Origin of the sequence: Verrucomicrobium sp. BvORR034 (genome assembly GCF_000739635.1) — a bacterium.
Lineage (GTDB): Bacteria > Verrucomicrobiota > Verrucomicrobiia > Verrucomicrobiales > Verrucomicrobiaceae > Verrucomicrobium.
Genome location: NZ_BATQ01000113.1, coordinates 38,312 through 57,130 on the forward strand (window position 1 = coordinate 38,312; position 18,819 = coordinate 57,130).

Annotated in this window: 16 protein-coding genes and 1 tRNA gene; 11 read left to right on the forward strand and 6 right to left on the reverse strand. The window is 59.5% G+C overall.

Features of this window, described 5'->3' with window-relative positions; translation table 11 throughout:
- The first annotated feature begins 4 nt into the window (after positions 1-4).
- The 3 genes from BV034_RS18750 (at position 5) to BV034_RS18760 (ending at position 3,030) form a co-directional block, all read left to right on the forward strand.
- Complete coding sequence (locus BV034_RS18750; RefSeq protein ID WP_050028525.1) at positions 5-1,786, forward strand: GMC family oxidoreductase; 1,782 nt, start codon at positions 5-7, stop codon at positions 1,784-1,786.
- 14 nt (positions 1,787-1,800) lie between these two features.
- The gene (locus BV034_RS18755) at positions 1,801-2,301 is read left to right on the forward strand and encodes a hypothetical protein (protein ID WP_050028526.1); all 501 of its coding nucleotides are present in this window, start codon (positions 1,801-1,803) and stop codon (positions 2,299-2,301) included.
- 66 nt (positions 2,302-2,367) lie between these two features.
- On the forward strand, positions 2,368-3,030 hold the full coding sequence (locus BV034_RS18760) for a gluconate 2-dehydrogenase subunit 3 family protein (protein WP_050028527.1): 663 nt from the start codon (positions 2,368-2,370) through the stop codon (positions 3,028-3,030).
- Between the two features lie 86 nt (positions 3,031-3,116).
- On the opposite strand, the gene leuA is transcribed toward BV034_RS18760, so the two are convergent.
- Positions 3,117-4,775, reverse strand: coding sequence for a 2-isopropylmalate synthase (gene leuA, locus BV034_RS18765; protein ID WP_050028528.1), 1,659 nt, complete (start codon positions 4,773-4,775; stop codon positions 3,117-3,119).
- Positions 4,776-5,247: 472 nt separating this feature from the next.
- Here leuA and BV034_RS18770 point away from each other — a divergent pair, with 472 nt between their 5' ends.
- Positions 5,248-5,859, forward strand: coding sequence for a sigma-70 family RNA polymerase sigma factor (locus tag BV034_RS18770; protein ID WP_050028529.1), 612 nt, complete (start codon positions 5,248-5,250; stop codon positions 5,857-5,859).
- A gap of 233 nt (positions 5,860-6,092) precedes the next feature.
- Positions 6,093-6,168 (forward strand) — tRNA-Ala (locus BV034_RS18775).
- Between the two features lie 770 nt (positions 6,169-6,938).
- On the opposite strand, the gene BV034_RS18780 is transcribed toward BV034_RS18775, so the two are convergent.
- Positions 6,939-8,681 (reverse strand): hypothetical protein, encoded by a 1,743-nt coding sequence (locus BV034_RS18780; RefSeq protein WP_265593173.1) that lies wholly within the window; start codon positions 8,679-8,681, stop codon positions 6,939-6,941.
- Positions 8,682-8,863: 182 nt separating this feature from the next.
- On the opposite strand from BV034_RS18780, the gene BV034_RS18785 reads away from it, so the two are divergent.
- The 5 genes from BV034_RS18785 (at position 8,864) to gatA (ending at position 13,656) form a co-directional block, all read left to right on the forward strand.
- Positions 8,864-10,588 carry a hypothetical protein gene (locus BV034_RS18785; protein ID WP_050028531.1) on the forward strand — a complete coding sequence of 575 codons (1,725 nt, stop codon included), beginning with the start codon at positions 8,864-8,866 and terminating at the stop codon, positions 10,586-10,588.
- A gap of 31 nt (positions 10,589-10,619) precedes the next feature.
- The gene (locus BV034_RS18790; RefSeq protein ID WP_265593174.1) at positions 10,620-11,315 is read left to right on the forward strand and encodes a hypothetical protein; all 696 of its coding nucleotides are present in this window, start codon (positions 10,620-10,622) and stop codon (positions 11,313-11,315) included.
- Positions 11,316-11,332: 17 nt separating this feature from the next.
- Complete coding sequence (locus tag BV034_RS18795; RefSeq protein WP_050028533.1) at positions 11,333-11,716, forward strand: hypothetical protein; 384 nt, start codon at positions 11,333-11,335, stop codon at positions 11,714-11,716.
- 152 nt (positions 11,717-11,868) lie between these two features.
- A complete protein-coding gene (gene gatC, locus BV034_RS18800) occupies positions 11,869-12,153 on the forward strand; it encodes an Asp-tRNA(Asn)/Glu-tRNA(Gln) amidotransferase subunit GatC (protein ID WP_050028534.1) in 285 nt (94 codons plus the stop codon).
- A gap of 54 nt (positions 12,154-12,207) precedes the next feature.
- Positions 12,208-13,656: an Asp-tRNA(Asn)/Glu-tRNA(Gln) amidotransferase subunit GatA gene (gene gatA, locus BV034_RS18805; protein WP_050028535.1), complete on the forward strand. Its 1,449-nt coding sequence runs from the start codon at positions 12,208-12,210 to the stop codon at positions 13,654-13,656.
- A 62-nt stretch (positions 13,657-13,718) separates the two neighbouring features.
- Here the strand turns inward: gatA and BV034_RS18810 are convergent, their stop codons facing one another.
- Together BV034_RS18810 and BV034_RS18815 are read right to left on the reverse strand one after the other, a co-directional pair.
- On the reverse strand, positions 13,719-14,252 hold the full coding sequence (locus BV034_RS18810) for a DUF456 domain-containing protein (protein ID WP_050028536.1): 534 nt from the start codon (positions 14,250-14,252) through the stop codon (positions 13,719-13,721).
- Positions 14,249-14,869 (reverse strand): nitroreductase, encoded by a 621-nt coding sequence (locus BV034_RS18815; RefSeq protein ID WP_050028537.1) that lies wholly within the window; start codon positions 14,867-14,869, stop codon positions 14,249-14,251. The genes BV034_RS18810 and BV034_RS18815 overlap by 4 nt, the downstream gene beginning before the upstream one ends.
- A gap of 171 nt (positions 14,870-15,040) precedes the next feature.
- Here BV034_RS18815 and BV034_RS18820 point away from each other — a divergent pair, with 171 nt between their 5' ends.
- The gene (locus BV034_RS18820) at positions 15,041-15,520 is read left to right on the forward strand and encodes a redoxin domain-containing protein (RefSeq protein WP_050028538.1); all 480 of its coding nucleotides are present in this window, start codon (positions 15,041-15,043) and stop codon (positions 15,518-15,520) included.
- A gap of 82 nt (positions 15,521-15,602) precedes the next feature.
- Here the strand turns inward: BV034_RS18820 and BV034_RS18825 are convergent, their stop codons facing one another.
- Positions 15,603-17,693 (reverse strand): response regulator, encoded by a 2,091-nt coding sequence (locus BV034_RS18825; RefSeq protein WP_050028539.1) that lies wholly within the window; start codon positions 17,691-17,693, stop codon positions 15,603-15,605.
- Positions 17,686-18,747 carry a chemotaxis protein CheB gene (locus tag BV034_RS18830; protein WP_050028565.1) on the reverse strand — a complete coding sequence of 354 codons (1,062 nt, stop codon included), beginning with the start codon at positions 18,745-18,747 and terminating at the stop codon, positions 17,686-17,688. The genes BV034_RS18825 and BV034_RS18830 overlap by 8 nt, the downstream gene beginning before the upstream one ends.
- Between the last annotated feature and the right edge of the window lie 72 nt (positions 18,748-18,819).

Genomic DNA, 18,819 nt, shown 5'->3' on the forward strand with positions numbered 1-18,819 from the left:
CTCCATGCCTCTCCTCACGGATCGCAAGACCCAACCGCAATATGATGTCATTGTCGTCGGCTCCGGTGCGGGCGGCGGGATGGCCGCACTGCAACTCTCCCTGAACGGCATGAAGGTGTTGATGCTCGAAGCCGGGCGCAACTACGAGCCCATGAAGGAGACTCCGATGTTCAATACACCGGAGATGGCCCCCCTGAGAGGTGATCGCACGCCGGACCGGTTCTTTGGCTACTACGATGCCACGGTGGGCGGCGGCTGGCAGGTTCCCGGAGAGCCGTACACGAACAAAGCCGGGACGGAAGGATCCTTCTGGTGGTGGCGATCCCGCATGCTGGGAGGCCGCACCAACCACTGGGGACGCATCTCCCTCCGGTTTGGTGAACATGATTTCATCCCCAAGTCCCGCGACGGCCTGGGCTATGACTGGCCCATCCGGTATAACGACATCGCCCCTTGGTACGACAAGGCGGAGATGCTCATCGGGGTGTACGGCGAAAACTGCGGGATCGAAAACGCTCCAGACTCTTCCCCAGGCGTGCTGCAGCCCGCTCCGAAACCGCGAGTGGGTGACCTGCTGGCCCGCAAGGCAGGAAAGAAGGTGGGAGTACCGATCGTCGCCGCCCGCCGCGCTGTGCTGACCAAGCCCATGAACGGGCCCAAGATCGCGAAGGAACTCTTCCCCAACAATCCCAAGGCGCAGGAGATCATGGGCACGGACATGTCCATGCGCGCGCCGTGCTTCTGGGCCACAGACTGCATTCGCGGTTGCTCCATCCGGGCCAACTTCCAGAGCACCACTGTGCTCATCCCTCCGGCTTTGCAGACGGGGAATCTGGACATCATTACCGATGCCATGGTGCGTGAGGTCATCGTGGGCAAGGACGGCCGCGCTACCGGGGTGCACTACATTGACAAGGTGACCCGCAAGGATGCCGTGGCCAAAGCCCGCGTGGTCATCCTGGCAGCCAGCACCTGCGAGACCACCCGCATCCTCATGAACTCCAAGGGCAAGGATGCCGCAGGTCTGGCCAATGCCAGCGGACAGCTCGGCAAGAACCTCATGGACAGCGTGGGCACCAACCTGGGTGGGCACATCCCTGCGCTGGAAAACCTGCCCCCCTTCAACGAAGACGGTGCTGGTGGGATCCACGTGTACACCCCCTGGTGGCTGGTTCGTGATCATAACAAACTTGGATTCGCGCGCGGTTACCACATTGAGATGGGTGGCGGACGCCGGATGCCCAGCGTGGGCAGCCTGGGCGTGCTGGACAGCAAGTCACCCGGAGTCTATGGAACCAAGCTCAAAGAAGACGCCCGCCGCTACTACGGGGCGAGTTTCGGGTTCTCCGGCCGCGGAGAAATGGTCCCCAACAAGGACTGCTACTGCGAACTGGATCCGTCCGTGGTGGATCAATGGGGCATCCCCGTCCTGCGCTTCCATTGGAAGTGGAGTGACCACGAGATCAAGCAGGCCGAACACATGCAGCAGACTTTTGCCGAGCTGATCGAGCTCATGGGCGGCACTGCGAAGCCCAAGTCCGGCCGTGATGCCATCCAACGTCCCGGTGAAATCATTCACGAGGTGGGCACCGCCCGCATGGGGCCGGACGAGGCCACCAGCATCACCAACCAGTACTGCCAGACCTGGGAGGTGAAAAACCTCTTCCTCATGGACGGCTCGGTATTGCCCTCGAACCCGGACAAGAATCCGACGCTCACCATCCTGGCCCTCGCCTGGCGGGGCAGCGAATACCTCATGGAAGAGATGAAGCGCGGCAACATCTAACAATCAGCCCGACCATGGCCCTTTTCACTCGATCTCTCTTTCTCGTCGCCAGCTTGCTGCTGGCGGTTGCTGGTGACGCAGCTGAGCCCGTGACCATCAAGTTCTGTGAGGTGATGGAGAGCCCTGCGGATGATGTCATCTCTGTCGAGGGACCTTCCGGATCAAAGGACAAGCTGCTGATCCGCAAGGCTCCTCTGTTGGACTCCTCTCACCTGAAAGAAGTCTACGTTGGCAAGGCGATAACGGTGCTGAATGGCGTGGCCAAGGATCAATGGACCCTCTCCCTGACGTTCACCGACTCCGGCTCCAAACGGTTTGCAGAAGCAACTGAGAACTTGCTAGGCAAACGACTCGCCATCCTTGCCAATGACAAGGTGCTGGTGGCTCCCTTCATCCGAGAATCCATCACCGGCGGCAGAGCCGAAATATCGGGCTCTTTCACTGAACAAGAACTCAAGGATCTGGCTGACGCTGTCACGCTTGGGATCCAACAGGCGAAAGGTGCCGGCGGCTAACTCCACTGAACGCCGAGCCCCTGCCTTTCTCGCCCCTTTTATCTTCACTCTTTTCTCCACCTTCACATGTCTGACAACCGCGCCCCCCTTTCCCGCCGCGACGCCCTCAAGTGGTTTGCCGGCACCGCAGCTGGCACTGCTGCCGCGCCAGCTGTGCTCGCTGCCCCCAATGAAACGGAGCCATCGCCACCCGCGATTTCCACCCGCAGCCCCATTCACGACCCGGACTACATGAAGCCCGCGGTCTATCCGTGGACCAAACTCTTCTCTCCCGAGGAGCTGAACACAACCAAGGTCCTGGCAGATATCATCCTGCCCAAGGACAATCTCGGCCCCGCTGCGAGCGAGGTGGGCGTTCATGACTTCATCAACGAGTGGTGCAGCGCCCCCTACGATGACAAGAAGGACGACTGCGATGTGATCCGCGGCGGCCTGGGCTGGCTCAATACCGAGAGCTTCCGCCGGTTTGAAAAGACCTTCGTGGAGCTCAATCCGGCCCAACAAACGGCCATTGTGGATGACATCTGCGACCCCGCCAAGGTCAAGCCCGGCCTGAAGGTGGGCGTCAGCTTCTTCCGCCTTTTTCGCAAGCTCACCCTGGGTGGCTACTACACCCACAGCTCCACCTGGAAACAACTGGGCTACGTGGGCAACATCAGTCTTCCCGGCGACTATCCAGGAGTGCCGCTCGAAGTCATCAAAATGTTGGGCCTGGAAGACGTGGCCTGACGCTTGAGTCGATTCACTTAAAACAAAAGCGCCCGCCTCCAATCAGGATGCGGGCGCTTTTCATTTGGGAGCGGAACTCCCCTGAATTATTTCATCGCCCGGTTCACCGCGCTTAGCACTGCTTTGATGGAGGCCAATTCGATGTTGGTGTCCACCCCTGCTCCCCAGACGTTCTTGCCACCGGCCAGCTTGATCTGGATGAATGACAACGCACTGGCTCCAGTGCCTTCGCTCAGAGACTGCTCACGGTAAGTCGCGATCTCAAAGGCGGGGGCACCGCTCTTGACCAGACCATCCACAAACGCTGCAATAGGACCATTGCCCTCTCCAGTGACCTCCACCTCCTGGCCATCACGGAAGACGCTGGCGCGGCAGCGGAACACCCCCGTGGTACCATCGGCATGGAAGTGTTTCAGCGAAAACGGCTGCTCACGCTCAATGTACTCGTTCCAGAACATGGTCTTGAGCTCAGCCGCGGTCACTTCTCGGCCCAGACGATCCACTTCGTCGTTGGCCAGCGGACCGAATTCCCGCTGCAGATCCTTCGGCAGTTCGATCCCAAACTCGGCTTCCAACAGGTACGCCACACCGCCTTTGCCGCTCTGGCTGTTCACGCGGATCACTTCGCGATATTCCCGACCGATGTCCTTCGGATCAATCGTCAGATAAGGCACGTCCCAGACGCCACCTTTCTTCTCCCAGCCCGTCAGGCCTTTCTTGATGGCGTCCTGGTGGGAACCACTGAAGGCGGTGAACACCAGTTCTCCCGAATAAGGATGGCGGGGTGGCACTGACATGCCGGTGCAGCGCTCATACACATCGCGCAGGGCATTCAGGTTCGAGAAGTCCAACCCTGGATCAATGCCATGCATGTAGAGGTTCATCGCGACCTGAACGATATCCAGATTGCCCGTCCGCTCACCATTGCCAAACAGCGTGCCTTCGACGCGATCCGCGCCTGCCAGCAATCCCAACTCGGTCGCCGCAGTGCCGGTGCCACGATCATTGTGGGTGTGCAGGCTGATGACCAGGGACTCACGATTGCGAATGTTGGTGGCGATCCATTCGATCTGGTCGGCATACACATTGGGCATGGCGACCTCCACCGTATCCGGCAGGTTCAGAATCATCTTGCGCTCTGGAGTGGGCTGCCACACATCAATCACCGCCTCGGAGATCTCCTTGGCGAACTCCACCTCCGTCGCGCTGAAACTCTCAGGAGAATACTGCAACGAGACATCTGATCCCGCCAAACGTGGCAGGCGATCCTTGATCATTTGCGCTCCGCGCACGGCCATCTTCACGATGTCCGCCTTCTCCATGCCAAAGACATAGCGGCGCTGTGCCGGTGACGTGGAGTTATACAGGTGAATTATGACCTTCTTCGCCCCGATCAACGACTGCACCGTCTTTTCAATCAGGTCCTCCCGTGCCTGCACCAGCACCTGCACGGTCACGTCATCGGGAATCCGCCCGTCTTCAATCAGACGACGATTGAAGGCAAACTCCGTGTTGGAGGCGGAGGGGAAACCCACTTCGATCTCCTTGAAGCCGCACTTCACAAGGGCATCAAACATCTCCAGCTTTTGGGAGACATTCATCGGCACCGCCAGGGCCTGGTTGCCATCACGCAGATCCACACTGCACCACCGGGGTGCGCGGGTCATGACTCGCGAGGGCCACTGTCTGCCAGGCAGATCGATGGCGGGGAATGGACTGTACTTTTGAGAAGCGGGGACAAACATGGAAATAGGAAAGGGATAAATGAAGAGAAACGCGCTCCTGACAAGCAGGAGGCAAAGAGAAACCGATGTGCAAGGCCACCTTCATGGGTGGCGGGAGGGGTGAGATCAGTGGGCCGCCAACCCGAGTCGAAGGAGACCGGGAAGAAGATTCAGGCTGTGCACTGTCGAAGACATCGAGCCCCAAAGTAAGCATCCGGATCCATTTGTCTAGAAAAACATCATGGGGAGCGGTGCAGTCGTTTTGCGGGCACCTATCGGTCGTATCAGCGTGCAAAACGCAAGAGACTCCGTGCATCCTGAGCGAAAAACTGTCACCAAGACGGAACACGTGAAAAATCAACCAATGCCTTCACCGTTGATAATCAAGTAGTTACATCACAACCAAAGGAGATGGCACGCGCCGTGCATAAGGGTTCGGTGTCGCAACACCCGTTGTGAACCACCAGCCAAAGCCCCCTGCACTATTTCTCCCATGAAAACCATTCCATTCCCCACCACCTCGGCCCACAATCTCGCACTTCTCGACGATGAATCGCTGATGGCGCTGATCACTGAGAAACAAGATCAAAAGGCTCTCGAAGTCCTCTATCAACGTCACCGCCCCGTTCTGCGCGGCGTGATCGGTCGCGTCGTAGGTGTGGATGCCGACGTGGACGACGTGTTGCAAGACGTGTTTATCCAGGTCTGGAAGCAGTCCGCAACCTTCTCCGCCAAGAAGGGACAGTTGCTTGGCTGGCTGATCACCATCGCCCGCCGCCGGGCGCTTGACCGGGTCCGCCAGCTTACCTCCTACCAGAAAGCCACCAACCGGTACGAGGAGTCCATCAAGCCCGAAATCGGGCACGCAGAAGACTCCACGGTGGATCGCGAAGTGCGCCACAACGAACTGACCGAGTTGTTCGACCACCTGATTGCCGATCTGCCCAAGGAGCAAGGTGTCGCGGTTCAGCTCACCTTTTTCAGCGGACTTAGCCAGCGCGAAATCGCCGCCCGCCTCTCCCTGCCGCTTGGCACGGTGAAAACCCGCATCGAACTTGCTGTGCGCAAACTGGGCCGTTCGAACCTGTGCCGCGAAGCTGCGTAACCCCCATCTGGAGCCCCCTCCAAAACAGACTCTGGTTCTGTATCATCCAAGCAGACTTCCGACCGGTGGCACCCGCCACCGGTTTTCTTTTGTCCTTATCAATAGGGAGTGGCCCATCCTTTGCGGGAAGGAGGCTCTACCGCTCCGGCCACCCGAAAAAAACAGCACAAAAAAGTGAAGAAAACACTTGTCTATTTTTGGGATCGCGGTACTATCTCTTCCTCCCAGAGCACGGGGCATTAGCTCAGTTGGTAGAGCGTCTCAATGGCATTGAGAAGGTCAGCGGTTCGAATCCGCTATGCTCCACCAAACCTAAGAATGGTTTGGTGGAGTCCCCACAAAAAAGGCTGCAAACAAAAGCATGCCATTTATTTCTCTGAACCTGGTTTAAGGAAACCACCTTCCAAAGGCACCCCTGGTTGACTCCTCGATCACTCCTGATTCATGGAGGCACTGCGATCTCATTCGCCAGTCGCAGCCAAGTTCCCAGGTTTCTGCCGACGAAGGAACTTCAGGACTCCCCACTATGTGCCAATGCCATCAGGGAAAGAAGAGCGGCCACTCCCATAACCTCTCCCTATGGGAACGAACTGAGGGCTGAATGCCCGGAGTCATGCCAGCCTTGGGCAACGCTCAAAGTGATCGTGTATTTGAAATGCCCCAGGCTGTAGGCCCGATTCATTCAGGGATGTCTGTAGGCAGGCTTGATGAGACTGGGCCTTCGGTTTTCTGAGCCTAGCGATTCCCGCCTGCTGTAAAGGGGATAGGCCGCCGCGATTCCAATTCGCTCTCAGGCAATCAATACAGTGGCGCCATCACTTTTCCATGATGGTATTGCACCATATGTGTTGGTCCCTTCCACAGGAGACGACAGGATCACACCCTCCCCCTGCCTCTCAACGATGGAGGGACTGCACAGAGCTTCCAGGCGTCGAGAAAGGAGAGCCCGAACTCCTGCGGCCAATCTCCATCGAGACACGATCAATCCCCAAGGACGTCCGTTTCCAACAAAAAACCCGCACCGTTTCCAGTGCGGGTTTTGATAGAGTGAATCAGCAAGAGATTCTCAGCGAAACCGACTAGCGGGTAGCGGGTTTGCGGGGGGCACCCGTTGCAGGAGCCGCCGGGGTGGCAGCAGGAGCTGCGGCAGGCGGAGTCACGGCAGGAGCCTTGGCATCAGCGGCGGCCTTTGCCTTGCGGGCTTCACGATCCGTCTTCATGCGGGCGATGGTGGCCTCTGCCTTCTGGATCTTGTCTTGAGTGAGGGCCTTGTTACCCTTGGTCACGGCATCCAGAGCGCCTTTAACCACTTCGTTCTTGGGATCGATTTCCTGGGCCTGCTTGAAGAACACATAGGCAGACTCAAAGTCAGGCTTGGCCGTGTCACCAACCGGGACCATGAGGCCGCGGAAGTGAAGGCTGCCCAGACGGACAAAGGCCTCGAGACGCACGGCGTCGCTGGCGGCGGGAGAATCCGCAGCAGCGAGGTAGGAGGCGGCAGCGGCCTGATAAGGAGACCCTTTGTCGCTGTCGATCACCAGACCCTGTTCGCTCACGAGACCGTAGCTGAGAAGACCTTCCGGAAGACCTGCAGCAGCGGCGCGGGCGAACCAGCCAGCGGCGGCAACCGGGTCTTTCAGAGTGCCATTGCCATTGAGGTAATAAGCACCGGCCTTCTGCATGCCATATGCCAGACCGTTCACGGCGGACTGCAGGAAGTAAGTGAATGCCTTGGTTGGGTCCTTGTCCACAGTGCGTCCTTCTTCGTAGAAGGTGCCGACGTTGTAGATGGCGAGAGGCACATTGCTCTGGGCAGCCAGACGGTACAGTTCAAGTGCGGCAGCGGCGTTGGGGGCGACGTCGATCTTCTTGTCGTCCTTGTCGAGGTCCACACCCTTGTCGTAGAAGCCGGCAAGACGAACTTGAGCGATCGAGTCATTGCCCTGGGCAGCGCGGCGATAGAAGTCGAGAGCCTTGTCGAAGTCTTTCGTCACACCAGCAAGGCCGCTCTCATGCAGTTCACCCATGATCCGGAGACCGGTGGCATTGTTCTGCTTGGCAAGTTCTTCGAACTTCTTCACCGCCGCAGCGGGGTCGGCGGCAATCGTCTTCTCACCGATTTTCTTGCCATCCAACAGCACTGAACCGAGGCTGGCCAGCGCACCGGGGTTGCCGAGGTCAGCCGCCTCGTTCAACAAAGTCCAGGCCTTGTCGTCATTCTGGCTCTCTTTGCCACCTGCGCCGAGATAGAACTGAGCCAGCTCAAACTTGGCCTGGCTGTCCTTTTCCTTGCTGGCGACTTCGAGCAGCGCTTCAGCAGCCTTGGGGTCCACTTTGTAGCCAGCAAGGCCACGAAGATGAATCTGGGCCATGTTGCGACGGGCGGCATTCAGCCCTTTGTCGGCGGACTTCTGGATCCAGTCCACGCCTTCCTTCGTCACCTTCTCTTCTTTGCCGGAAGCGGCAAGAATGAAGCCGAGGTTGTTCATGGCCTGAAGCTGATTCTGGGCGGCAGCCTTCTTGTAGTAGTCAAGCGCCTGCTCCAGAGCTCCCTGCTGATTGCTCTGTTGGAGGAAAAGACCCACCGCAAACTGGGCATCCTTGTCCCCCTTGGTGTCGGCGAGGTCCTTGATCTTCTTGATCGTCTCGTTCACCGCCGTCCCAACCTGGGACGTATCACCTGAGGAAATATTGCCCATGGCGTCGGCCAGCTTCTGCACTTGGGCCGTCATTTCGGGCGAGGGGCTCGACCACTCTGCGGTATTGAGTCCGAGGGCCGCTACCATCGCGGCCATCTTGAGGCTAATAAGACTATGCAACATAATTTTCGAATTGAATGAAGAGTGCGATTCAGACCCGCATGAGGTCGAAGCGCTCATTTTTGGCTAAAAGATTCGCCTAAATCAAGCAAATCTGGTGAATGGCCGAAAAATGCCGTTTGGGCGCACTGCTACCGGGACTTTTACTTGCTCCCGCAGGGGGCAACAGTTGACAATGCTGACAAATGACCCACGCCAAGGCGACCCTTGCCCAAGCCCGTGCCCATCTCGCAGCCCTGAGACACCGCCTGAGAGAAGATTTAGGCGAGAAGCGCCTCATGACGCTGACCATCTCAGCCTTCATGCTGCTGTACATGACGGCCGCCTACCTGCTGGTGAACCGGGGGCTCAGCTTTGTCCATGCCCTCCCCCTGCTGGGGCCGCTGCTCACCGAGCGGATGCTGTACCTGCTGTTCTTTTTCTTTTTCCTGATGCTGGTGATGTCCAACGCCGCCATCACGGGAATCAGTCTTTTCCGGCGACAGGAGACGGGCTGGCACCTGAGCCTGCCCATGCCCCATGGCAGCATCGTGATCTGGAAGACCATTGAGGGCCTGCTCATTTCCAGCTGGGGGCTCATTCTGTTGAGCGCTCCCATTTTGGCGGGGTTTGGCAGAATCTTTGACGCTGGGCCCTTCTTTTACATCTCCAGTCTGGCGGCTGTCGTGTGCCTCATCGCCCTGGCCTCCAATGTCAGCACCTGGTTTCTGCTCATGGTGGTGAAGTTCTACCGCCCTTGGTGGCTCAAGGTGGGAGGCACTTTGGTTTTGGGCATGGTGGTTTACATCATCTGGCAGATTCGTGACAGCCAGACGGGGCAGTTTGTCTCCAGTGACGTGGCCAGCAACGTGCGCCAGATCCTCGGGCACACGCAGATCTGCACCCACCCTCTTCTCCCAAGCTCCTGGGTGGCTGAGGTGGTGATCGCCTCCGGGCGGGAACTCCCGGGTCGGGCGATGTTCTTCACCCTGCTGTTGCTGAGCAATGCCATGGCCGCATGGATCCTCACCGCCGTAGTCGCCAACCGTTACTTTTACCCCTCTTGGAACCGCGCACTTCAGCACTCAGAGCTGCGCAACATCGCCAACGGTCAGGCGGTGTTTGCCAACCACAAATCCCGCCCTGAGTTCCTGCTCCGCAGAGTGACCCCCTTCCGCCGCAGCACCCTGGCCCTGGTGGGCAAGGATGCCCTGACGTTTCTCCGCGAACCCATGCAGTGGGGCCAGTGCACGCTCATCTTCGGCCTGCTGCTGCTTTATACCTCGAACCTGCGCAATCTGGGCTACAACTACAAGGACCCCACCTGGAGCGCCATCATCAGCCACCTCAACCTCACGGTGTGCTGCCTCGCCATGTCCACCCTCACGACGCGGTTTGTCTTCCCCCAGTTCAGCCTGGAGGGGCAGCGTTTGTGGATTCTGGGACTTGCACCTTTTCCCCTCACCCGCGTCATCCGGCAGAAGCTCTGGCTGAACCTTGCCGCCTCCACACCGTTGACCACGCTTCTGGTGGTGGTGTCGTGCTTCAGCTTGAAGCTCCCCATGCATCGCGCCGTGTTCTTTGTGTCCGCCATCGTCCTGATGACCGTCGGCCTCAATGCCCTCGCGCTCTCTCTCGGAACGCTCCTGCCAAATCTGCGGGAGACCAACTCTGCCAAGATCGTGTCCAGCTTTGGAGGCACCCTCTGTCTGGTGGCCAGCTTCTTCTACATCGCCATCGCCATGACAGTCCTCGTGGTACCCACGGTGATCGGTCGAAGGTCGGTTTCTCCAATGCCAATGGAAGATACTTATCGACTAGAAGCATCGGCAATCGGAGTACTGTTCATCTTAACAGTACTTATTGGTGGAATTCCATACTATTTCGCCCTTCGCCGCACGAAAACCCTCGCAAACTTAGGAGAGCTGTAATACTTAGACGGGTAAACCAAACTCGTCTGTCATGCCTAAAGCCGCTACAAGTTCGATGTACTATGACAGGGAAGCGCCGGTGCTTCGCTTCGAGGAGTCGGATGACTTCAGTGACTATGCTGCCAAGCCCAATGGCCACAGCCAGGTGGTGAACCACAGCGCTCCGGTCTCGTCCGGAAGCGATGACCCGTTCAGTGAGCTCAAGAGCAAGCAGGAATCCCTGCTCAAACTCCGCCAGGAGCTGGATCGCACCCAGCGCGAAGCGCAGGAACTGGAGGCCCAACGCCTCAAGGAAGAACGCTTCTCCACCGGTCGCAGGGAAATCACTGAAAAAGTTTCCCGGAACCTCGCCCGCCTGGAGCGTGAGCTCTACAACGCGCAAAAGATCATTGAGGAGATCTCGGTGGCACGTGAGTCCTTTGAGCATCACCTCGAATCCCTCCGCACCATCCGCCCCGAGACATGGAAGCGTTGCGATCTCAATGAGGAGCTCGATCGCGCCATCGGTGCCGTCGAAGATGCAGAGAACGAATTTGGCAAGGCAAGCCGCCGGCTTGCCACCGTGCTCCCAGAGGGCAGCCAGGCCTCGTTCCTCGTCGGCTCCCAACTGGGCGGCGGGGCACTTCCGCAGGATTTCCAGAGCTGGCTTCGCGCCGGATTCGCCTTCACCCTCCCGCTTCTTGCAGGCATCGCCCTGCTCATGCTGCTGGGCAAGTTGTTCCTCTAACTCCGAGCCGCACTCCCATGTCCAGCAACGTCCGCGTACGCAAGCCCTCCGCCAAGACTGCCAAGTCTCTGACGCAGCAGGACAAGGCTGCCAACACCCGCACCCTCAAGGAAAAAACTGATGATCTGCAGACCCGGATTCTGCGGGTGGAGATGGACATTGTGTCCGCCTCCCGCCAGGCCCAGGAGCGCCGCATCAAGTACCGGGACACCCTGCCCCCAGAGCCCTCGGCCCGCCGTGGATTTGCCCAGGGTGAACGCCGTCTCACGCTCGCACAAACCCGCGCCCGCAATCGCAAGACGATGGTCCAGTGGGCCGAGTTCGCCGTTACGGCCATCATCCTGATTGGAGCCTGTGCGTGGCTCTACCAGTGGTGGATGCGCACCCAGGGCGGCTTCTAAGCGTCCTCAGCCTTGATCCATTTGCGGGGTCCGTGTCATGCGGCCCCGCTTTTTTTGTGCCCGGCCACGACTTCCAAAACCGCGCCCCCATTTTCCTTTCCTCATCTCGCAGAGGCTTGACATTGCCGCCTCCGCCTTTCCATTAGTGGGGCATGGCCCACCACATCGACATTCAACACACCGCAAAGCTCGCCCGCCTCAAGCTGACCGAACAGGAGGCGGTAAAGTATGAGGCGCAGCTCGCCAAGGTGCTGGACTATATGGAGACCCTGGAAGGCCATGATCTGTCGGGTGTTGAATTGACCGCCCACGCCATGCCGATCTATGACGTGTGGCGTGAAGATGTGTCCGTGGAAGGGTTGGACCGGGCCGAGGCCCTGGCCAATGCCCCCCGGAAAACCGCCGGGCAATTCCTGATCTCCCGGGTCGTGGAATAGTCCGTCGCCGCACCCGCCCCTGCTCCCTCGCACTCTGCATTTCGTTTTTCTCCCGTGTCCCTCGCCGCTCAATCCATCGCCTCCCTCCGCAAGCAGCTTCTCAGCAAGGAGATCACCCCTACGGACATCGTCAAGGATGTGCTGACCTCCATTGAAAAGCAGGATCCTGCGCTCAAGGCTTACCTTTCGATCGATGCAGAACGTGCTCTGGCGGACGCTGCGAGTGCGGACATCAGCAAGCCCCTAGGGGGCATCCCCATCGGCATCAAAGACAACATCAATGTCAAAGGCGCCCCCTGCACCTGCGCCTCCAAGTTCCTCGCTGAGAACTACACTTCGCCGTACAACGCCACGTGCGTGAACCAACTGCACGCAGCCGGTGCCCTGACGCTGGGGAGATTGAACATGGACGAGTTCGCCATGGGCTCCTCCACGGAGAACTCCGCCTTTTTCGCAAGCCGGAATCCCTGGGACACGGAACGCGTCCCGGGCGGGTCTAGCGGCGGCTCTGCGTCCGCGGTAGGCGGCGATATCGCCATCGCAGCCCTGGGCTCAGACACAGGCGGCTCCATCCGGCAGCCCTCCGCCTTCTGCGGATGCGTGGGGTTGAAGCCCACCTACGGCCGTGTTTCCCGCTACGGTCTGGTGGCCTTCGCCTCATCTCTCGACCAGATTGGCCCCATCACCAAGACTGTCGAAGACGCCGCCTTAGTCTTGAATCATCTTTGCGGCAAAGACGGACGCGACAGCACCTCGCTTGACGCGACCGTGCCCGACTTTACTGCCGGACTTGGACAGGACATCAAGGGGCTGCGCTTTGGCCTCCCCAAGGAATACCTTGTGGATGGAGTGGACGCCCGCATTCGCAGCGCTGTCGAGGCGGCCATCACTCACATTCAGGGTTTGGGAGGTATCGTGGAAGAGATCAGCCTCCCCCACACGGACGTGGGCATTGCCACTTATTATGTCATCGCACCTGCCGAGGCCTCCACGAACCTCTCGCGTTTCGACGGCGTTCGCTACGGCCACCGTGCTGAGAATACCGCAGACGTACTGGATCACTACCTGACGACCCGCGCCGAGGGCTTTGGCCCCGAGGTGAAGCGACGCATCCTGCTCGGCACCTATGTGCTGAGTTCAGGATATTACGATGCGTACTACGTGAAGGCTCAGAAGGCGCGGACCCTCATTCGCAAGGACTTCGACGAGGCGTTCAAGAAGGTGGACATCGTGCTCTCCCCCACCACTCCGGAGCTTCCGTTCAAGCTCGGTGCCCACAGCGATGATCCGCTTTCCATCTATCTGGCGGACCTCTTCACCATCCCTGCCAACCTTGCTGGGCTCCCTGGCATCAGTGTACCGTGCGGGTTCGTGGAAGATGGCGGCACCTCGTTGCCAGTAGGTCTTCAAATGGTCGGCCGCGCCCTGGACGAAGTCACCCTGCTCCGTGCTGCCCATGCCTATGAGCAGTCCACGTCCTGGCACTTGAAAAAGCCCCGGTAAGGGGCGTTTGCCACCTCTCTGGTGGTTCATGAGTCAAACGACCGGCATTCCCATGCCGGTTGTCACCACCAGAAGACGTCCACCAGAAAGCAGAGCACCATGGCAATGCTCAGGCCCAGCTTGAGCACCATGCCCATGGTTGTCCCCACCACGGTGCCCCACGTCGCCTTCATGGCGGGGTTGAACTTCTTTTTCGCAAAGAGAACCTCAAAGGCAAAGCCGCCGATGAGGGGGCCGAGTATCAAGCCCAGGGGGCCGAAGAACAGCCCCACAATCCCGCCCACCAAGACGCCCCAGAATCCCCAGCGGCTGCCTCCAAACCATTTGGACCCGACGGCTCCGCTGAGAAAATCGACGGCGAACGTGCCCGCCAGCAAAAGCGCCATGATGCCCAGTCCCCAGAGACTCATGCCGTGCTCCGGCATCAGAAGCGTGTGAAGCCCACCCGCCACAAAGAGGAGGACAGGGCCAGGCAGCATGGGAACCACGGTGCCCAGGATGCCAACAAACATCAGCACCACCGTGAGGCACCACACCATCCAGTGCCCGATCTCCAGGCCCTGGAACCACTGCACGACATCATGCCACCAGCTCATTCTGCAGCGGCCTCTCCATGCCAGGTGATCTTACCTTGCACTGGGCTGCGACGCCCTTCCGGCCATACAAACCCCGGCTTGGGCCAACCCAGGTAGAACAGGCCCAAACAACGATCTTCGGGTCCCAACTGCAACCAGTCGGCAAATTGCCGCTCATACACCAAGGCCGGAGTGGACCAATACCCTGCCAGTCCCGCAGCACTGGCACTCAAGTGCAGGTTCTGCACCGCACAGGCGACAGCCTCAATCTCCTCCAGTTCCGGGATCTTCGCCCCACCGCGACGGGCCATGACAATCGCGATGATGACAGGCGCGAGTTGGGCGCTCTCAGCCATTTTCCGGAATTTGTCCTCCCGAAACTCAGAGGCCGGCGTGATCTCCCGGTAAACAGCCTGCATGCTCATGGCGAGTTCAGTGCGGGCGGTTCCCTGCATGACATGAAACCTCCACGGTTCCGTCATCCCATGCGTGGGTGCCTGATTCGCATTCTCCATCAACGCCTCCAAGAGCCCCCGTTCCACCGGCCGGCCTGGATCCATGTCCGCTGGTTTGACGGAACGACGGTGCCGGATGTGGTCAGTGATGCTTTGGAGAGGAGTAAGCGCAGCTTCGGACATAGAACAGTTCAGGAAGGAAACGTACGACGTTCCCCTCGTGACGCGACAGAATCAAGTCAACGTGCGAGCAGGCGAGTTGATTTGTTGACCCCGTCACCGGACCGCCTACAATCGGCCCGTGCGGACGCCCGGCGTCACGATCACAAACCTGAATCCCAACTCTCTCTTCTCATGCCTCTCGCAGTCGGTACCAAAGCCCCGGATTTCACCCTCAAGAGCAAAACCGCCGACGGTCTCAAGGACGTGACCCTCAGCGCCAACTTTGGCAGCAAGAACACCGTGCTGCTCTTCTTCCCCCTCGCGTTCACGGGCGTCTGCACCCAGGAAATGTGTGACATCACCGCAGGCCTTGGCGGTTATGGCGATCTCAACGCCGACGTCATCGCCGTGAGCGTGGACAGCCCCTTCGCCCAGGAAGCTTGGGCCCAGAAGGAGAAGATCGGCATCACACTGGTCAGCGACCTCAACAAGGAAACCACCAACGCCTACGACGTTCTCTTCCCTGGTCTGGCTGGCATCGGCGACACCTCCGCCCGCTCTGCCTTTGTCATCGACAAGGACGGCGTGATTCAGTACTCGGAGCAGACCCCCTCCCCCAAAGAACTGCCTAACTTCGAAGCCGTGAAGGCAGCCCTTGGCGCCCTCTCCTGAGGAGCACGACGGATCGTATCATTGCTTTTGCATTCTGCGGTCGGGCTTTCGCCCGGCCGCTTTTTTTGGCCCCTCGTGCCCGCTATCGCAGCCGTTCTATCGCCCGCAGAAGATCAGGGAAATTCACCGGCTTGACCAGGTGCTCCTGAAAACCCGCTTCACGGGATCGTTGATGATCTTCTTCCATCCCGTAGCCGCTCAAGGCGATGGCACGAAGCGGCAAACGGTTCCGAATGGACTTTATCAAATCCAGTCCGCTTCCATCGGGCAGGCCCAAATCACTGATCAGCAGATCCACAGGCTCCCCGTGATCCAACAAAGCGAGGGCGGTGGCCACGCTACGAGCCACGAGCACCTCGTGCCCACGCCGCTGCAAGAGCTGTCGCATCACCTCGCGGGTGTCCTCGTGATCCTCCACAAGGAGAATGCGCAACCCAGCGGCTTTCGCAGCTGGAACAGCCGGTGCCGATGACGGCTGGCAGACAGGAAGCACCAGATCTGCTACGGAATGCCCCTGGAACACGGGCAGCGTAAGGGTGAAAGTCGCCCCTTTGCTCCGGCCTGCACTCGCGGCCGTGAGTGTGCCGTGGTGCAGCTCCACAATGGCCCTGCTGATGGCCAGCCCCAGCCCCAGCCCGCCAAACTGCCGTGTCACCGCTCGATTGCCCTGGTCGAAGGCATTGAAGATCCGGTCCATGTCTTCGGCAGCGATGCCAATGCCTGAGTCCGCCACCTCAATCACCATCGTATTTCCTCCCTCCCTCCCCGCCGGGCCAGGCTTCAGGCTCACCTGTACGGAACCGTCCTCAGGGGTGAACTTCACTGCATTGCGCAGCAGATTCCACAACACCTGCGTGAGACGCATCGCATCCCCTCGCACCCGGGTCTGTGTGGCAGTGTCATGAGTGACAATGCGATCGGGCTCTGTGCGGGACTCCCGGCATATCTCTATGGCGTGGCTCAGCAGTTCACGCAGGTCCACTTCATCATCCCGCATCTCCATCTTGCCTTTGATGATCCGGGTCAGGTCCAGCAGATCGTCAATCAGCCTCGCCTCCAGATCAATGTTGCGCTTGACCATCTCAAGGTCACGGCGCAGCTCCTCCGGCACCTCGGGACGATCGCACCACTCTGCCACCACCGCCAGCACCGGGCTCAACGGCGTGCGCAGCTCATGGCTCAGCACGGCCAGGAACTGGTCCTTCGCCTCATTGGCCCTCTTGAGTTCCTCCCTGGAATTGCGCAGTTCCTCCTCCCGTTGCTGCAGTTCTTCAACAAAGGCCGCCCGGGCTTCTGCGGCCTCCTTGGCCACGCGCTCACGTGCCGCCTCCAGCTCCCGGGACCGGAATTCATGCAGAATGCGTGAGTTCTCCTCTTCGTAGAACTTCCGCCTCAGGAGGGCACGGATGCGACCTTTGAGGATCGCGTAGTCACCGGACTTCCCCACAAAGTCGTCCGCTCCGGCCTCGAGGGCACGGAAAAGATTGTCCCGGGACTCAGCCCCGGTCAGCACGATGGTGATGAGTGGCACCTCCAGCTGATGACGCAGCTCATTGATTCTGCGACATACCTCGAACCCATCCATGTTCGGCATGAGGAGATCGATGATGACGCCGTCGTACTTGTTCTTCCTCACCAGTTCCAGGCTTTTCAGGGGATCCAGGGCAATGTCCACCTTGTACCCCTCGCCCTCCAGCTCCCCTCTCAGGTGTTCCAGGAAGGTGACGCTGTCATCGATGGCGAGCAGGCGGGCCGTCCGGAAGCCGTTGTCACCGCCGGCAAAGATGCGACCTTCAGGCCTCGACTTTTGCAGGAGCGTCCGCACCCTCAGCAGCAGGTACTCTGGATTGCCTGACTTCAGGATGAAGTCGTCGGCCCCGCTGTCCAGACCTTGCAGTTCCTTGTCCTCCTGGGCAGTGAGGATCACGATCGGCAGACTGCGGCTGTCGACGTGCATTCTGATGCGACGGCAGACCTCATCACCCCGCATGCCGGGGAGATAGTAGTCCAGCAGCACCAGATCTGGCCGCTTGTCGCGCAGGGTGATAAAGGCCTCCTCCGCGGTGGAAACCCAGGTCACCAGCCAGCCTTCAGCTTCCAGCAGGGAGATCAGTTTGAGCGCCTGGCTGGCGGAATCTTCCACCAGGACGATATGACTGCGATGCTCAGCCATGGGCGACCTCCCCGCTCTGACAGACAACATTGAGCCGTGGTCCGATTTCTGAAACCGGCAAAATCTCACGGGCCGCCCCCAGGCGTACCGCAGTGCCCGGCATGCCATACACCACGGCGCTGGACTCATGCTCAGCAAAGGTAAACCCGCCGGAATCACACATTTCCTTTAACCCCTCCGCGCCATCCTCTCCCATCCCAGTGAGCAGCACGCCAAGCGCCTTGGCACCGTGAACCTGGCTCATGGAGCGAAACAGGACCGTCCCTGAGGGCTTCTGCGCACAGACAGCGGGCGTGTCCAGCAGCCCGAGGCGCATGCCCGGCACACATACGGCATGCCGGTCTGCCGGAGCCACATAGACCCTGCCTTCTTCCAGCGGCATCTGCGACATTCCCTCGATCACCTCGCGGTCGGGAAGCACGTCATTCAGCCAGTTGACAAACCCGCGCACAAAACCCGGCGTAATATGTTGCACCACTACAATCGGTTGTTTGACCTCAGGGGAAAGATCCCCGAGCACCCGGACCAGAGCACTCGGGCCTCCGGTGGAGGCCACCATGCCAATCACAGTCGGTCGCCAGCGTCCTGCTTTCGGCAGAGGCAACCTCGTTTCAGGGGAAGGCTCGGGCATCCCTGGCCAGGTGACACGATAGCGCTGCCGGATCACCCGCACCTGGCTCATGATAAAGAGCTTCGTGCACAACGCTGCCGCGAGGTCGGCATAGTCGTTGTGGCTCATGCCCACGGGCTTCTGCACCACGGAAAGCGCCCCGATCCGCAGCGCATTCATGGAGATGTTGAGCTCATCATCCTCCACGTTGGAGGAAACAACCACAATGGGGGTCGGGTGCTCCGACATGATACGGCGGGTCACCTCCAGGCCGTTCATGCCTGGCAGGCGGATGTCCAGAGAGATCACATCGGGATGCACTCGATCCAGTACGGCCAGAGCCTCCTCCCCACTCCTGACTGATGCGACCACCTGCAGCCGCGGATCCTGACTGATGATGTGCTCCAGGAACATGCTGATCACCGGAGAGTCCTCAACAATCATCACTGTGGTCTTTTTCGTCAATGCAGGGAAAGGTTGGGAAGTTTGGGGAGACAGACAGGCGGTCAGCGGCAT

Bases quoted from the DNA above. Each gene is read 5' to 3' on its own strand.
- BV034_RS18820 (WP_050028538.1), top strand. From the start codon at position 15,041: ATGCCTCTCGCAGTCGGTACCAAAGCCCCGGATTTCACCCTCAAGAGC.
- BV034_RS18810 (WP_050028536.1), bottom strand. From the start codon at position 14,252: ATGAGCTGGTGGCATGATGTCGTGCAGTGGTTCCAGGGCCTGGAGATC.
- BV034_RS18815 (WP_050028537.1), bottom strand. From the start codon at position 14,869: ATGTCCGAAGCTGCGCTTACTCCTCTCCAAAGCATCACTGACCACATC.
- BV034_RS18760 (WP_050028527.1), top strand. From the start codon at position 2,368: ATGTCTGACAACCGCGCCCCCCTTTCCCGCCGCGACGCCCTCAAGTGG.
- leuA (WP_050028528.1), bottom strand. From the start codon at position 4,775: ATGTTTGTCCCCGCTTCTCAAAAGTACAGTCCATTCCCCGCCATCGAT.
- BV034_RS18825 (WP_050028539.1), bottom strand. From the start codon at position 17,693: ATGGCTGAGCATCGCAGTCATATCGTCCTGGTGGAAGATTCCGCCAGC.
- BV034_RS18770 (WP_050028529.1), top strand. From the start codon at position 5,248: ATGAAAACCATTCCATTCCCCACCACCTCGGCCCACAATCTCGCACTT.
- gatC (WP_050028534.1), top strand. From the start codon at position 11,869: ATGGCCCACCACATCGACATTCAACACACCGCAAAGCTCGCCCGCCTC.
- BV034_RS18785 (WP_050028531.1), top strand. From the start codon at position 8,864: ATGACCCACGCCAAGGCGACCCTTGCCCAAGCCCGTGCCCATCTCGCA.
- BV034_RS18795 (WP_050028533.1), top strand. From the start codon at position 11,333: ATGTCCAGCAACGTCCGCGTACGCAAGCCCTCCGCCAAGACTGCCAAG.
- BV034_RS18755 (WP_050028526.1), top strand. From the start codon at position 1,801: ATGGCCCTTTTCACTCGATCTCTCTTTCTCGTCGCCAGCTTGCTGCTG.
- BV034_RS18750 (WP_050028525.1), top strand. From the start codon at position 5: ATGCCTCTCCTCACGGATCGCAAGACCCAACCGCAATATGATGTCATT.
- BV034_RS18790 (WP_265593174.1), top strand. From the start codon at position 10,620: ATGCCTAAAGCCGCTACAAGTTCGATGTACTATGACAGGGAAGCGCCG.
- BV034_RS18830 (WP_050028565.1), bottom strand. From the start codon at position 18,747: ATGATTGTTGAGGACTCTCCGGTGATCAGCATGTTCCTGGAGCACATC.
- BV034_RS18780 (WP_265593173.1), bottom strand. From the start codon at position 8,681: ATGTTGCATAGTCTTATTAGCCTCAAGATGGCCGCGATGGTAGCGGCC.